General features: G+C 64.1%; 14 protein-coding genes and 1 tRNA gene. 4 read left to right on the top strand and 11 right to left on the bottom strand.

Annotation, left to right across the window (positions count from 1 at the left end; translation table 11 throughout):
- Positions 1 to 71 precede the first annotated feature (71 nt).
- Positions 72 to 773, top strand: a complete 702-nt coding sequence (locus ASD05_RS09115; RefSeq protein ID WP_056590706.1) for a Bax inhibitor-1/YccA family protein — start codon at positions 72 to 74, stop codon at positions 771 to 773.
- 45 nt (positions 774 to 818) lie between these two features.
- Here the strand turns inward: ASD05_RS09115 and rlmD are convergent, their stop codons facing one another.
- The 5 genes from rlmD to surE are packed head-to-tail and all read right to left on the bottom strand — an operon-like array spanning position 819 to position 5805.
- Complete coding sequence (rlmD, locus tag ASD05_RS09110; protein ID WP_056590702.1) at positions 819 to 2267, bottom strand: 23S rRNA (uracil(1939)-C(5))-methyltransferase RlmD; 1449 nt, start codon at positions 2265 to 2267, stop codon at positions 819 to 821.
- A gap of 30 nt (positions 2268 to 2297) precedes the next feature.
- The gene (locus ASD05_RS09105) at positions 2298 to 3344 is read right to left on the bottom strand and encodes a sigma-70 family RNA polymerase sigma factor (RefSeq protein ID WP_056590699.1); all 1047 of its coding nucleotides are present in this window, start codon (positions 3342 to 3344) and stop codon (positions 2298 to 2300) included.
- A gap of 4 nt (positions 3345 to 3348) precedes the next feature.
- Positions 3349 to 4260 carry a peptidoglycan DD-metalloendopeptidase family protein gene (locus ASD05_RS09100; RefSeq protein ID WP_056590696.1) on the bottom strand — a complete coding sequence of 304 codons (912 nt, stop codon included), beginning with the start codon at positions 4258 to 4260 and terminating at the stop codon, positions 3349 to 3351.
- Positions 4261 to 4271: 11 nt separating this feature from the next.
- On the bottom strand, positions 4272 to 5045 hold the full coding sequence (locus ASD05_RS09095) for a protein-L-isoaspartate(D-aspartate) O-methyltransferase (protein WP_056520707.1): 774 nt from the start codon (positions 5043 to 5045) through the stop codon (positions 4272 to 4274).
- Between the two features lies 1 nt (position 5046).
- Positions 5047 to 5805, bottom strand: a complete 759-nt coding sequence (gene surE, locus ASD05_RS09090; protein WP_056590693.1) for a 5'/3'-nucleotidase SurE — start codon at positions 5803 to 5805, stop codon at positions 5047 to 5049.
- Between the two features lie 127 nt (positions 5806 to 5932).
- Here surE and ASD05_RS09085 point away from each other — a divergent pair, with 127 nt between their 5' ends.
- Entirely contained in the window at positions 5933 to 6919 is a 987-nt protein-coding gene (locus tag ASD05_RS09085; RefSeq protein ID WP_007830720.1) for an NADPH:quinone oxidoreductase family protein, read from the top strand.
- An 84-nt stretch (positions 6920 to 7003) separates the two neighbouring features.
- Here the strand turns inward: ASD05_RS09085 and ASD05_RS09080 are convergent, their stop codons facing one another.
- The gene (locus ASD05_RS09080) at positions 7004 to 7348 is read right to left on the bottom strand and encodes an H-NS family nucleoid-associated regulatory protein (protein ID WP_056590690.1); all 345 of its coding nucleotides are present in this window, start codon (positions 7346 to 7348) and stop codon (positions 7004 to 7006) included.
- A 286-nt stretch (positions 7349 to 7634) separates the two neighbouring features.
- Positions 7635 to 7710, bottom strand: a tRNA-His gene (locus tag ASD05_RS09075).
- Positions 7711 to 7985: 275 nt separating this feature from the next.
- Between ASD05_RS09075 and ASD05_RS09070 the strand changes: the two genes are divergently transcribed.
- Together ASD05_RS09070 and ASD05_RS09065 are read left to right on the top strand one after the other, a co-directional pair.
- A complete protein-coding gene (locus ASD05_RS09070; protein WP_007830716.1) occupies positions 7986 to 8234 on the top strand; it encodes a GlsB/YeaQ/YmgE family stress response membrane protein in 249 nt (82 codons plus the stop codon).
- 40 nt (positions 8235 to 8274) lie between these two features.
- Positions 8275 to 8610, top strand: a complete 336-nt coding sequence (locus ASD05_RS09065; protein WP_007830714.1) for a hypothetical protein — start codon at positions 8275 to 8277, stop codon at positions 8608 to 8610.
- Between the two features lie 16 nt (positions 8611 to 8626).
- Here the strand turns inward: ASD05_RS09065 and ASD05_RS09060 are convergent, their stop codons facing one another.
- From ASD05_RS09060 to ASD05_RS30910, 4 genes are all read right to left on the bottom strand, one after another.
- Positions 8627 to 9301, bottom strand: coding sequence for a histidine phosphatase family protein (locus tag ASD05_RS09060; RefSeq protein ID WP_007830713.1), 675 nt, complete (start codon positions 9299 to 9301; stop codon positions 8627 to 8629).
- Between the two features lie 114 nt (positions 9302 to 9415).
- On the bottom strand, positions 9416 to 11332 hold the full coding sequence (locus ASD05_RS09055; RefSeq protein WP_056590687.1) for a SurA N-terminal domain-containing protein: 1917 nt from the start codon (positions 11330 to 11332) through the stop codon (positions 9416 to 9418).
- 328 nt (positions 11333 to 11660) lie between these two features.
- Positions 11661 to 12134 (bottom strand): hypothetical protein, encoded by a 474-nt coding sequence (locus ASD05_RS30045; RefSeq protein ID WP_157610053.1) that lies wholly within the window; start codon positions 12132 to 12134, stop codon positions 11661 to 11663.
- A gap of 9 nt (positions 12135 to 12143) precedes the next feature.
- A complete protein-coding gene (locus tag ASD05_RS30910) occupies positions 12144 to 13052 on the bottom strand; it encodes an RHS repeat domain-containing protein (RefSeq protein WP_268810530.1) in 909 nt (302 codons plus the stop codon).
- Between the last annotated feature and the right edge of the window lie 1222 nt (positions 13053 to 14274).

Genomic DNA, 14274 nt, shown 5'->3' with positions numbered 1-14274 from the left:
GACTCCCCCTCTTGCAGCCCCCTAGAATGCGCCCAAACTGCGTCACTGCAGCAACCACAGGAGCTCCGGCCATGAACGACCGCGTTACCACCCTAGACACTTCCGCTGGCTATGGCCAGCCGTTGGCGCAGGCTGAACGCCAGCGCGTGCTGCGCAACACCTACTGGCTGCTCGCGCTGAGCATGCTGCCCACCGTGCTGGGCGCATGGATCGGCGTCAGCACCGGCATCACCCGCTCGCTCACGGGCGGGCTGGGCCTCATGGTTTTCCTCGGCGGCGCGTTCGGCTTCATGTTCGCCATCGAAAAGACCAAGAACTCCGCCGCCGGCGTGCCCGTGCTGCTGGGCTTCACCTTCTTCATGGGCCTGATGCTGTCGCGCCTGATCGCGATGGTGCTGGGCTTCAAGAACGGCTCCGAACTCGTCATGACGGCCTTTGGCGGCACCGCTGGCGTGTTCCTCGTGATGGCCTCGCTGGCCACGGTCATCAAGCGCGACCTGTCGGGCATGGGCAAGTTCCTGTTCGTCGGCGCGCTGGTGCTGATGTTCGGCGCCATCATCAACGTGTTCGTCGGTTCGACCACGGGCATGCTGGTCATCTCGGTGGCCGCCATCGGCATCTTCTCGGCCTACATGCTCTATGACCTGAAGCAGATCATGGACGGTGGCGAAACCAACTACATCAGCGCCACGCTCGCGCTGTACCTCGACCTGTTCAACGTGTTCCAGAGCCTGCTGGCACTGCTGGGCATCTTCGGCGGCGAACGCGACTGAGCGAATAACGCGCAGCAAGAAAAAGGGCCCGGAAGGGCCCTTTTTTCATTCCAGCTCGAAGACTGCAATCGACTCGACGTGCGCGGTGTGCGGGAACATGTTGACCACCCCCGCGAAGGTGCAGCGGTAGCCCGCCTGGTGCACCAGCAAGCCGGCATCGCGCGCAAGCGTCGACGGATTGCAGCTCACGTACACGATGCGCTTCGGCGGTGTCCAGCCATCGGTCCGTAGTTCGGGCTGCTGATGAAGGTCGGCCATGGCCTTGGCCAGCGCGAAGGCGCCTTCGCGCGGCGGATCGACCAGCCACTTGTCGGCACTGCCGTCGGCCACGAGCATTGCCGGCGTCATGTCGAACAAGTTGCGCGCCACGAAAGCGGCGGGCGACAGTGCCCGCCGGGCCGACGTCGCAGGCTGATTCCTGTTGAAGTTGTCGGTTGCGCGTGCCACCAGCGTGTCGCTGCCCTCGATGCCCAGCACCTCGCGGGCCCGGCTCGCCAGCGGCAAGGTGAAGTTGCCAAGACCGCAGAACCAGTCGATCACGCGCTCGTCGGGCTGCATGTCGAGCAAACGCAGTGCCTTGCCCACCAGCGCCCGGTTGATGTGCGGATTGACCTGCGTGAAGTCAGTGGGCTTGAACGGCATCGTGACGTCGAACTCGGGCAGCCGGTATGCCAGCGGCGTGCCGCCCTCTTCCAGCAGCTTCACGGTGTCCGGCCCCTTGGCCTGCAGCCACCATTGAACGCCCTCGTTCTTCTCGGCGAAGGCCTTCAGCCTATCAATGTCCGCGCGCGAGAGCGGTTCAAGATGCCGCAGCACCAGCGCGATGGTGCCGAGCCGCGTTGAGTCGGGGGCGTCGCCGCAGGCCAGTTCGATCTGCGGGCAGGTTTCGCGCGCATCCATCGAACCGATGAGCGCGCGCAGCGGCATCAGCATCTCGCTGACCTGCTTCGGCAGCACGGGGCACACCTGCATGTCGGCCAGGTAGCGGCTCTTGCGCTCGTGGAAACCGATCAGCACCGTGCCCTTCTTGACCACGTGGCGCACCGAGAGGCGCGCGCGGTAGCGGTAGTGCCAGGTCGGCCCTTCGAGCGGCCGCAGCAGGTTCTCGGGCTTGACCTTGCCGAGGTGCCAAAGGTTGTCTTCCAGTGCGCGCTGCTTCACGGCCACCTGGGCGGCTGCATCCAGGTGCTGCATCTTGCAGCCGCCGCAGGCGCCCGTGTGCAGGCCGAAATGGGGGCAGCCCGGACGCACGCGCTGCGACGATTCGTGGCGGATGGCCGTGACCGTGCCCTGCTCCCAGTTGTTCTTGCGGCGATGGACATTGAACTGCACTTCCTCGAAAGGCAGTGCGCCTTCGATGAACACGACCATGCCGTCGGCCTTGTGCGATACGCCCTGCGCGTCGAGGTCGAGAGACTCGACCTGCAGCCACTCTTCACCAGGATTCGTGGGGACTTTCGCGGGGGCTTTGTTTTCTTCGATGGATTCCGTCATCCCCCCATTGTCTCAGCGTGGCCGAGGCAGCTAGAACAGCGCGTCGCGCCCCACGCCGGAGCGGGCCAGTTGGCGACGCATCTTGGCCAGCGCCTCGTTCTGGATCTGCCTGACGCGCTCACGCGTGAGGCCGAGGCGCACGCTCAGCACCTCCAGCGTTTCGGGCTCGCGGTCGTGCAGGCCGTAACGCCCCTCCAGCACCTCGCGTTCGCGTGCATCAAGGGCGAGCACCCACTGGTCGAGCAGGCGCTCCACCTCGTGCATGTGCGTCACGTCAGTCGGGCTGCCCTGCCCGTCCTCGGAAGCCACGGTGTCGGCCAGCGTGAAGCCTTCGTCCCCGCGCGCGTCACCCGCGTCCAGCGAACGCGGGGCTTCGGACAGGGCCAGCAGGTCGGCCACCGCCTGCACCTCGCGGCCGAGCAGCGCAGCGATGTCTTCCACACGCACGCCATCGGGCCGGTGCGCGAGGAATTCGGCATCGCCTTCGAGTGTGCGACGGGCCCGCAGCACCTGCTGCAGCTCACGCACCACATGCACCGGCAACCGGATCGCGCGCGCCTGCGTCATGACCGCGCGCTCGACGGATTGCCGGATCCACCAGGTCGCGTAAGTGGAAAAGCGAAAACCGCGTTCGGGCTCGAACTTGGTGATGGCGTGCATCAGTCCGAGATTGCCTTCCTCGATGAGGTCCGACAGCGGCACGCCACGGCCCAGGTAGCTCTTGGCGATATTGACCACGAGCCGCAGGTTGTGCTCGATCATCGATTGCCGCGCCGCGAAGTCGCCGGCTCGCGCGGCGCATGCGGTCTGATACTCCTGCGCAGGCGTGAAGAGTTCGGTGCGACGGACCTGGCGCAGGTAGATGGTCAATGCATCCGCGCCCTCGCCGCCGATTTGTTCGCTCGCAGTGCCTGCAGGCAGCACGCTGTCTGCCGTTGGTGGTTCTAAGCCCTCTTCCGGTGCCGGGTGAACGCTCTCACCGTTGAACTCATGCCGACCGTTGTCGGGAGAAGGGCTGCCCCTGCCCGCCAACCCGCGCACGGGCAACAGCGTGCGGCGGGGGCGGGAGGCAGCCATGGCATCACCGGCCGGGGAGGTAGCGCGAAGGATCGACGGGCTTGCCCTGGCGGCGAATCTCGAAATGCAGCTTCACGCGATCGGCGTCGCTGTTGCCCATTTCGGCGATTTTCTGGCCCTTCTGAACCGACTGGTCTTCCTTCACGAGCAGCGTCTGGTTGTGGGCATACGCCGTGAGGTAGGTGTTGTTGTGCTTCAGGATGATCAGGTTGCCGTAGCCACGCAGGCCTGCGCCCGCATAGACCACGCGACCGTCGGCGGCGGCCAGCACGGGGTCGCCCGCCTTGCCGCTGATGTCGTAGCCCTTGTTCTTGGCCTCATCGAAGCCCGCGATCAGCGAACCGCTCGCAGGCCAGATCCAGCCGATGTCTTCATCACCCACATTTCCGCTGCCGGGACCGGCCGGCGAAGCCGTGACCGGCGGCTTGGTCGTCGCGCTGCTGGCGGGCGCCGAGGGCACCACCGCAGGCTGCGGCGTCACGGGCTTCGTGACCACACCTTCGGGCGAAGCAGCGGGCGGCGTTGCAGGCGCGGCCGCGACGACCGTTCCCGAACCTGCCGGCGGAATCACGCGCAGCACCTGGCCGACTTCGATCAGGTCGGGGTTCTCGATGTTGTTCCAGCGAACGATGTCCTGCCAGCGCTGGCCGGTGTCGGCACCGATGCGGCGAATGGTGTCTCCGGGACGCACGGCGTAGTAGCCGGGCTTGCCATAATTTTCGATGCCGGCGAGCGGCTTGCCGTTGGCGTCGGTGGTGATGGGCGGGCCGCCGGGCACTGCTGCGCCAGGCGCGCGCGACATGGTGCCGCGGTCTTCGACCGGCGCCGGCCCGCGCGGTGTGGAACAGCCCGCGATCACGAGCACAAAGGCCAACGTGACGCCAGCGAACCAACTCCGATTGCCAAAACCCTGCATTTGTTATTCCTTCAAGCGATGCCTGATTTTAGGGGGACAAAGTGAACCGCCTCAAGAATGAGGCGCTCCAGTCCCCGTGGGGTCTTGTCGATGACGACAAGGGCCTGGCCACCACTTGCGGAATGGGTCGGTGCCACGATGCGGCCACCCACCGCGAGCTGCGCAATCCAGGCCTCGGGCACGGCTTCGCCGCCAGCCGCGGCAATGATTCCGGCGTAGGGCGCGCCCTTGGCATAGCCGATCATCCCGTCGCCCAGCATCAGATGAACCGTGGCCAGGCGGAAGTGCCGCAGATTGGCGCGCGCGCGCTCGTGCAGGCCGCGCAGGCGCTCGATGCTGTAGACCTCGGTGGCCACATGATTCAACACCGCAGCCTGATAGCCGCAACCGGTGCCGATCTCGAGCACGCGGCCGAGCTTGTCCTGCGGCTTTCCAGCCAGCGCGGGTGCGCCCATCAGCAGCTCGATCATGCGGGCCACCACGTTGGGCTTCGAGATGGTCTGTCCCAACCCGATCGGCAGGCTCGTGTCTTCGTAGGCCTGGTTGACCAGCGCACTGTCGACAAAACGATGCCGCTCCACGGCGCCCATTGCGCGCAGCACCCGCGGATCGGAGATGCCCTGCGCCGCGAGCCTCTGCACCATGCGCGCGCGCACGGCATCGGAAGCCATCGAAGGCGTGGACGGCACCATGGGCTTGGCCGGCACGGCGGGCATGCGCCCTCGCGTGGCGGCCGAAGCGGTGGGTGTCAGGCGAACTGGGAAACTCGGCCGCTGCGTGGCCATGTCAATTGCCGAGACGGGCCACCGTCTCGCGCCATTGGCCAAGGTTGGCGTGGTCGGTCAGATCGACCTGCAACGGTGTCAGCGCGACGTGGCCGGCTGCAGCGGCATGGAAGTCGGTGCCTTCGCCGCTGTCCTTGGCGCCGCCTGCGCCGGCGATCCAGTACATGGTTTCGCCTCGCGGGCTGTCCTGGGTGATTACCTTCTCCGCCGCATGGCGGCGGCCGAGCCTGCAGACCTTGACGGGCTTCAGCTCGTCGAAAGGCAGGTTCGGCACGTTCACGTTGAGCAGGAAGGCGGCGCCCCCCAGCATGCGCTCGCGCTCGATCTGCTGCACCAGCCGCCGCGCCACCTGGGCGGCCGCATCCACATGCGCCCAGCCCTTTTCGATCTGCGAGAACGCGATGGCCGGAATGCCGAACAGATAGGCCTCCATCGCCGCGCCGACCGTGCCCGAATAGATGGTGTCGTCGCCCATGTTGGCGCCGTTGTTGATGCCGGAGACCACCAGGTCGGGCCGGTAGTCGAGCAGGCCCTTGAGCGCGATGTGCACGCAGTCGGCCGGCGTGCCCGTCACGTAGCGAAAGCCGTTGTGCGCCTCGCGCACATAGAGCGGTGCCGCCAGGGTCAGCGCGTTCGATTTGGCGCTGTTGTTGTGCTCGGGCGCGACCACCTCGACATCGGCGATGTCCCTGAGCGCGTCGTGCAGTGCGACGATGCCCGGCGCCTGAAAGCCATCGTCGTTGGAAATTAGTATCTTCATGGTGTCCTGGATGCCCGGGATTGTAGGCGCCGGGTGCGTCGCAGCAGGGACAAGCCCACCCTGCCGCGCCGCCTATCATCGCCCGCATTCTTTGGCCCCATCCGACTCACACGAAGGAGACTCGAGCATGCACGCATGGCTTTGCGAAAACCCCACCGGCGTCGACGCGCTGACCTGGAAGGAACTGCCGACCCCGACCCCGGGCCCGGGCCAGGTGCTGATCGAAATCAAGGCTGCGAGCCTGAATTTCCCCGATCTGCTGATCGTGCAGAACAAATACCAGATGAAGCCACCCCTGCCCTTCGTGCCGGGCTCCGAATACGCGGGCGTGGTCCAGGCGGTCGGCGACGGCGTCACGCACCTCAAGGTCGGGCAGAACGTGGCCTGCCTGTCGGGCACCGGCGGCTTCGGCACCCACACACTGGCACCCGCGGCCTTGTGCATGCCGTTGCCCGAAGGTTTCGGCCACGTCGATGCCGCGGCTTTCATCATGATCTACGCCACCTCGTGGCACGCACTGATGGACAGAGCGCAACTCAAGGCCGGCGAAACCGTGCTGGTGCTCGGCGCGGCAGGCGGCGTGGGCACGGCAGCCATCCAGATCGCAAAGGCTGCCGGGGCCAGAGTGATTGCAGCAGCCTCCACCGACGAAAAATGCGAGCTTTGCCGTTCCATCGGCGCCGACGCGACGATCAACTACACGACGCATGCACTGCCCAACGGTTTTCGCGATGCCGTCAAGGCCGCCACCGACGGCAAAGGACCGGATGTCATTTACGACCCGGTAGGCGGCGATTTTGCAGAGCCTGCCTTTCGCTCCATTGGGTGGCGCGGCCGTTATTTGGTCGTCGGTTTTGCGTCCGGCCCGATTCCATCACTGCCATTGAACCTGACACTGCTGAAAGGCGCTTCGCTGGTCGGCGTGTTCTGGGGCGATTTCGCCAGGCGCGAGCCCAAGGCCAATGCACAGATGATGGCCGAATTGGCACAGTGGTACGGCCAAGGAAAGATCAAGCCGGTGATCGACAGTACGATGCCCATGGCGGAATTGAAGGCTGCATACGCGCACATGGGCTCGCGCGGCGTCAAAGGAAAACTGGTGATGGTGAACTGAGCGCCCCACCCGCGAACACCCAATAAAAAAGCCCGCGCATGCGGGCTTTTTTATTGGGCCACAGCCCGGGGAAGCCAGGGGCGCTTACTTGATCTCGTACTCGGAAAGCGACTTGCCCGCAGCCAATGCCTCGGTCACCCAGCGCGGCTTGCGGCCACGGCCACCCGACCAGGTTTCGCCCGTCGGGCCGCGGTATTTGGCGGCAGCCTTGGTGGGTGCGACGCCTGCACTGCGCTTCATGGCGCCCGCACGGCCGGTGAGTTTCAGATCGGAGGCCGTCAAACCGTATTCGGCGATCTTCTTGCGCAACTCTTCGACCACGCCCGCGCGTTCCTGGTTGCGCAGGTCTTCGGCCTGCTTGCGCAATTGCGCAATCTGCTCGTCATGCTTCTTGATCTGGGAATTGATATCGGCGAGGGTCGAAGCCATTGTTGGACTCCTGAAAATTGAAAACGGGTGGATTTTAATTCAGTTTACATTTGCCACAAGCGTCCTGCCGGGCGAAAAAAACGGCGGCACATTGCGTTATTGCAACAACTCGCAACATAAAGCCAGCCGCCACGGGCGCTTTATATACGAGCAAGACGAGAAAAAAGAGAGAGGAGAGCGGCGCGCAGGCAGAAGAAGATGCGGCGGCCGGAAATGACAACGCCGGGAAAACCCGGCGTTGCTGTCCTTTTGAGCGCTATTGCGCAATAGCACAAAGGAGATATTTTGGGGTGGCTGATGGGACTCGAACCCACGACGACCAGAATCACAATCTGGGACTCTACCAGCTGAGCTACAGCCACCGTAGAGCCTACGATTGTAGCGTTAAAAATCGCTGTTTTGACGACGGCAATCAATGGCGAGGCTCGAAAGCTACATTTTGCCTCCCCGCCGGGATCGGCGCTGGCGCTTCGATGCCTCTCGCGATCGCAGTGATCGGCAAAAATTCTCGCCCCCCTGTCCGATCTTCATCGCCGGCGCCGACAGGCATATTGCTCCGCTATCATGAATGCGACCCGCGCCGACGGGCATGGCTTCTGGCCATCTCCACTTCACCACATCTCAAAGGAATTTCTTCATGAGCATCGTCTGGACCATCCTGATCGGGTTCGTCGTGGGTCTTGTGGCGCGGGCCGTCAAGCCAGGCGATGACTCCGCCGGCTTCATCGTCACGACCATCATCGGCGTTGCCGGTTCGCTGATCGTCACCTACGTCGGCCAATCGCTGGGCTGGTACACCGCCGGCCAGGGCGCGGGTTTCATCGCATCGGTGCTGGGCGCGATCGTGCTGCTCATCATCTACGGCCTGATCAAGCGCAAGAGCTGATGCGAAGAATGGGCCGTGCCGCTTCACGCGCACGGCCATCATGATGCCCCGCAAAGCGCGCGCCAAGCATCATGTCTACGTGGTCGAGCTCGATGACCGCGTATGGAACAACCGCCGCTTCAGGCGGGCCAACCCCGACTACCAACTCGGCAAGCCCTTCGTCTACGTCGGCATGACCGGCCTGGACCCCGACATCCGCTTCGACAAGCACAAGGCCGGCATCCAGGCCAACAGCTTCGTTCAGGAGTTCGGCCTGCACCTGCTGCCGGCGCTTTACGAACGCTACAACCCCATGACCTACGAGGACGCGCGCCTGATGGAGGTCGATCTCGGCATCGCACTGCGCAAGGCCGGCTACGGCGTGTGGCAGGCCTGACGCGACGGCAAGGACTTCAGGAGTAGGTGACCCAACTTTCGTAGGCGGGGCCGTCCAGATGCGGCAGCGTGTTGTAGGTCACGAGCATGTGCCGCTTGGGTGTGAAGGCGAACTCCGTCACCGAGGTGTTGCGAATACGCAGGTTGAGTTCGATCGTCGTCTCCGCGCTCGTCCCCAGCACATGGCCCACCGCAGTGCTGATCGGCCCCCCGCTCGACACCACCAGCACCTTTGCGCCATGGTGCTTGCCGCGCACATGATCGAGCGCCGTCGTCACGCCCGCCATGAAGTCGACATAGCTCGGCATTCCGGCCGGCGTCGTCCTGCCCTGCATCCACGCGCCCAGCCCCTCGCGCAGCAGGCGAAAGTGATGGCGGTACATCTCCGGCGAATCGGGCTTCTCCAGCTTGCCTTCGTGGATGGTGGCGATGACCGCCTCGCTGTCGTATTCGTTGAGGCCGGGCCACGGCAGCACGTCGTCGCGCTCCAGGCCGAGGCCCTTGGCGATGCCCTCCCAAGTCTGGCGATGGCGCTTCAACGTGCCGGTGATGACGGCATCGAACTTCATGCCGCGCTCACGCCAGTACTCGCCGAGGCGAACGGACTGCCGGTGTCCGAGTTCGCTCAGGTTGTCATAGTCGGCAGCGCCAAAACTGGCCTGTCCGTGGCGCACGAGATAGAGGGTTCCCATGCACAGGATTCTGGCAAGAAGCCGAAGCGCAGCTTGTCCCTCGGGCGACCGGCTCATGGGGCCCAAAAAAAAGCCCGAGCGGTCGGCTCGGGCTGTCTGGCAGCGCTGTGTACGTCAGCGGCCGGCGGCGGGCGGCAGCGTCTCCGTCGGCTTCGGCACCAGGATCTCGGCCTTGAAACGGTCCTTCAGCAGGTTGTAGTAGGCAGCGTCTTCTGCGGCAGCCACGGACTGGCCGACCTGTGCCTGTTCCTGCTTCGCGAGTTCGGGCGCAGGCGGCGTGCGCGGAACGACCTTGGTGACGCGGACCACGGCATAGCCTTGCGCGCCGAGGTCCACGCCCACGAGTGCGGGCAGCTTGGCAGGGTCAGCACGCAGCGCAGCATCGATGACCGGCAGTGGCTGCGATTGAGCTTCGCGGCGCGACACGGTCAGGGGCGCGCCGAAGGTCGCACCATCCGCCTTGGCAGTCCACGCGGCGAGCTTGGCTTCGCCTTCGGTCTTGGCCAGCACCGAGGCGCGCTCGGCAATGAGTTGCGCACGGATCTTGTCCTTGACGTCGGCCAGCGGCACCGGATGTGCAGGCGTGTACTTCGTCACGCGGCCTGATGCGAGTTGGCTCGGGCCGACTTCGATCGCCTCGGTGTTCTGCTTGCGTTCGAGCGAATCGGTTGCGAAAAGCGCGCTCAGGAAATTGCGGCTGGCCAGCGGGCCGGTACTGCCCGGTGCGGGCACGCGCGCAACGTTGTTGGCCGTCTGGATCGTGAGCTTCAGCTTCTCGGCAGCGGGCTTGAGGCTGTCGGGCGACTGGTAGACGGCGTCGGTGAATGCTTCGGCAGCCTTCGCGAACTCCTGCGTGGCCTGCTGCGAGCGCATGTCGTTCTCGATGGTCGCGCGCACCTGCTCGAAAGGCGGCACCACGGCCGGCTTGATGTCGGTCAGGCGAATGATGTGATAGCCGAATTCGGTTTCGACGACGCCGCTGGTCTCGCCCTTCTTGAGCGCGAACATCGCGTCTTCGAAAGGCTTGACCATGGCGCCCTTCGTCACGAAGTCGAGGTCGCCGCCCTTCTCCGCCGAACCCGGGTCCTGCGAATTCTTGCGTGCAACGTCGGCGAAGCTGGCAGGCGACTTCTTCACTTCGGCCAGCAACTGCTCGGCCTTGGCCTTGGCCTTTTCGCGATCCGCCGCGGGCATGCCGGACGGCGCGGTGATCAGGATGTGGCTTGCACGGCGCTCTTCCTTGGTGCCGAAGCGCGAGGCATTCTGTTCGTAGTAGGTCTTGAGGTCGGCCTCGTTCACGACGACGTTCTTCTTGGCCGCGTCGAGGTCGAGCACGAGGTATTCGATGCTGGCCTGCTCGGGCGCCTGGAACTGCGCCGTGTGGCCCTTGTAGTAGGCCTCGATGTCGGCATCGCTCACCGTCACCTTCGAAGCGAAGCTGTCGGGGCCGAAGCGCGCCACCTGGATTTCGCGGCTGTCGTAGAAGGCATTGATGGTCGTGGCGGCCAATGCAGGCGGTGTGAAGGCAGTGCCGGAGACGCCCAGCAGCACCTGCTGCGTTGCCATGTCGGAGCGCACCGAAGCTTCGTACTGCTCCGGCGTACGGCCGGTCACGCGCTGGAAGGCCTCGCGATCGAACTTGCCGTCGGGTGTGCGGAATGCGGCCAGGCCCGGGTCCTGCGCGAAGATGCGCGACAGGCGCTCTTCGGATACCGTCATGTTGACCTTGGCCGCCGCGGCGGCCAGCACGCGGTCGCGCACCATGCGCTCCAGCGTGGCGTAGCGCAATGCATCCGACTCGAGCAAGGTCGGGTCGACGTTGGGCGACTGCTGGCGAATGCGGTCCGTCTCGACGCGGTGCTGCTGATCCCATTCGGGCTTCGTGATGTCGTGCCCTTCGATGCGGGCGACCTTCTCATCGCGGCCGAATCCCTGATAGCGCTCGACGCCGAAGAACACGAACGAGGGAATGATCAGCAAGAACAAGAAAATCATGACGACCTTGTTGTACTTGCGGAAGGTATCAAACATGCTTGAACACTCTTTTTCGACGGCTGTCGGACGGCAATAAAAAAGGCGAACTTGCGGTTCGCCTTTGCATCGGGTGGGTGGTGGGTGCTGAGGGGCTCGAACCCCCGACCTACGCCTTGTAAGGGATCAGAATCCCCATATGAATCAATGACATAGAAACCCTGCCAGCCATTCGCTACCAACTCAGGCATGTAGCGACGGCAGATTCTACTCGTGAGGCTCGCTCCAAAGACCCCATATCAAGGCTTCGATCCTTTTCAGCAGCAGTTCGCCGCTCTCTTTCGAAGACCAGACATCCCGCGCGACTCGACCCAAGTGACCCTAAGAATCAAGATGAGCCAGACGACCCTACTTCGACGCACTTGAAATGCTTGTGAACGTCTACTTCCTTTTCCGCTGAAAAAGCCACACCCGGGAGATTCAGCATCTTGACCAAGGCCATCAAATCAGAGGGGAGCGAGCCGATAGTCGCCGGCTTGGTAGGAACAGCCACGGGTTCATAGACGTGCAGTGATTCTCGAACGGTCCGGTGTACATCATTCCAGTCGTACACGAACATTCCACGCTCAGCCAACTCTATGTAGCTATCCGGACGCGGGACCGCCAACAAGAGCCTAGCCTGTGAAATCGTAGGTAGCTTATGAAGTTCACCTTCGATTTCTTCGACGAGCATGCAGAGGGGATCGAGCATTGGTGCCGGGATCGGCCCAACGCCGGCAGTAATAAACGCCCCTAAATGACCGTCTTTATCAGAGGCCAGCCACACGCAGTCGATCCCTTCCGGGTAAGGTCGCACGATCATTCTTTCCCCTTATTCGTCAGATTTGAAGCGAGTGTTCCGAGGAAACGGCGAACGCCCGAAATTTGCTTCGCAGCGGGGACATACAGGCACCTCTCTCCCCGTTCTAGGACGAATTGCCTCGCTGAATCGCACGTCACCTTTCGCACCACCCAACGCGTCGACAACGTGGTCCTCCGCGCACTTTCCACCGCTACACGCACGCGCGGCAACATCGCCGGTTTTGACGTTGTACCCGCCCGTCACCGTCGCTGGTGCTTTGGACCCCAGCGGCGCCAACTCGGCGGCTAGAGCGTCACGCGCAGAACGTGCCTCGGCAAGGCCGCCCTTCGCGGCACCCACGCCACGCACAGAGCACATGGCCATCATAGCGGTGTCGTAGTAGTCGGCCACCAGGGCCGCTGCCATACCAGGAATGGCATATCCCCAGTTGCCCGTTTCGTTCTGTTTACCAGCCCAATAATCAGCCGCACTTGCAGCTTTCTTAGGTGTCAAGAACCCAATGTCGTCTAAGGTAGGCCACAACCCGTACGGGTCCGTGTATATCAACGAACTGCCGTTGGCATAGAGATAGCGGTTTCCGCCTCCGAGCAACCCTATCGGATCAGACTGTGGATATCTCCCTGTCTTTGGGTCATAGCTGCGGAAGTAGTTGTAGAACAGTCCCGACTCCTCATCCGCATACTGCCCCGGATACCGCAGGTTGAACTTCACTTCGGCGGTGCCGGTCGTGCCCGGGTTGGGTGTTGTCTCCTTGTTGGCGAAGCGGTTCCCGGCCGTGGTGGGCTTGTCTTCCCCGAACGCGCTGTAGGTCCACTGCCAGACCGCCTGTCCATCCGCGTTGGTGAGCCGGCGTGGCGTGTTCAGGTGATCGCTGTGCACCGCGTAGATGGCGCCATTGATCACTGCCGCAATCGGCATCGGCCCATTGGCCGTCGGCAGGTAGATGTAGCTGGCCTGCCCCGCACTGTTCGTGCCCCCGCTGCCCACCTCCGCGATCAAGCTGCCCTGCTCATCGTAGGTATAGGCATAACCGAGCTGCTCGGCCTGCGTGGTGCTCGGATTCCACAGCTTCNCCCCCGCTGCCCACCTCCGCGATCAAGCTGCCCTGCTCATCGTAGGTATAGGCATAACCGAGCTGCTCGGCCTGCGTGGTGCTCGGATTCCACAGCTTCGAGAAGAACGCAATCAAGCTCTGCATGAAGGTGGGATCGGCCTCGTCCCCCTGGCTAGGCGGATACAGCGGCTCCGTCTTGAACACCCGCTGCCCCAGCGCGTTGTGCGCGTAGCGCGTGGTCGGGCTCGTGTCGGTGGCGCCTGTCGTCGCCGCCGCCAGCCGCCCCTCGGCGTCGTAGGCGTAGCTGCGCAGCCCATCGGTGAGCATGTCGCCGTTGGCGTTGTAGCCGTAAGGTGCTCGGATTCCACAGCTTCGAGAAGAACGCAATCAAGCTCTGCATGAAGGTGGGATCGGCCTCGTCCCCCTGGCTAGGCGGATACAGCGGCTCGGTCTTGAACACCCGCTGCCCCAGCGCGTTGTGCGCGTAGCGCGTGGTCGGGCTCGTGTCGGTGGCGCCTGTCGTCGCCGCCGCCAGCCGCCCCTCGGCGTCGTAGGCGTAGCTGCGCAGCCCATCGGTGAGCATGTCGCCGTTGGCGTTGTAGCCGTAAGCCACGCTCGTGCTGCTCGCACCGTTGAGGGTCTGGCTGAAGCCCGTGAGCTGGTTGCTGGTCGAGCCCACCGTGTAGGTGCGGCTGGTGGTCTGCCCGTTCAGCAGTCGCGTGCTGTTGGCCCTGTTGCCGTTGGCGTCGTAGCCAAGACTTGTTGTATCTCCTGCCGTGTTGCCCGTGGCGTTGAAGCCGGTGAGGCGCCCCACGGCGTTGTAGCCCACGCTCCAGGTCACGTCGGCATTGGCGAGGGTGCTGTGGGTCNCCTGCCGTGTTGCCCGTGGCGTTGAAGCCGGTGAGGCGCCCCACGGCGTTGTAGCCCACGCTCCAGGTCACGTCGGCATTGGCGAGGGTGCTGTGGGTCGGATCGGCGTCGCCGGGCTGCCAGAGGTTCTGCGTCAGGCTCGTGATGCGCCCGGCTGCGTCGTAGACGTAGCTGCTGAACTCGGTGGCGGTCAGGCGGCCCGCGGTGTCGTAGCTG

The organism is Variovorax sp. Root434 (assembly GCF_001426595.1).
Taxonomy (GTDB): domain Bacteria; phylum Pseudomonadota; class Gammaproteobacteria; order Burkholderiales; family Burkholderiaceae_C; genus Variovorax.
This window is presented reverse-complemented; position numbering and strand designations above follow the sequence as displayed.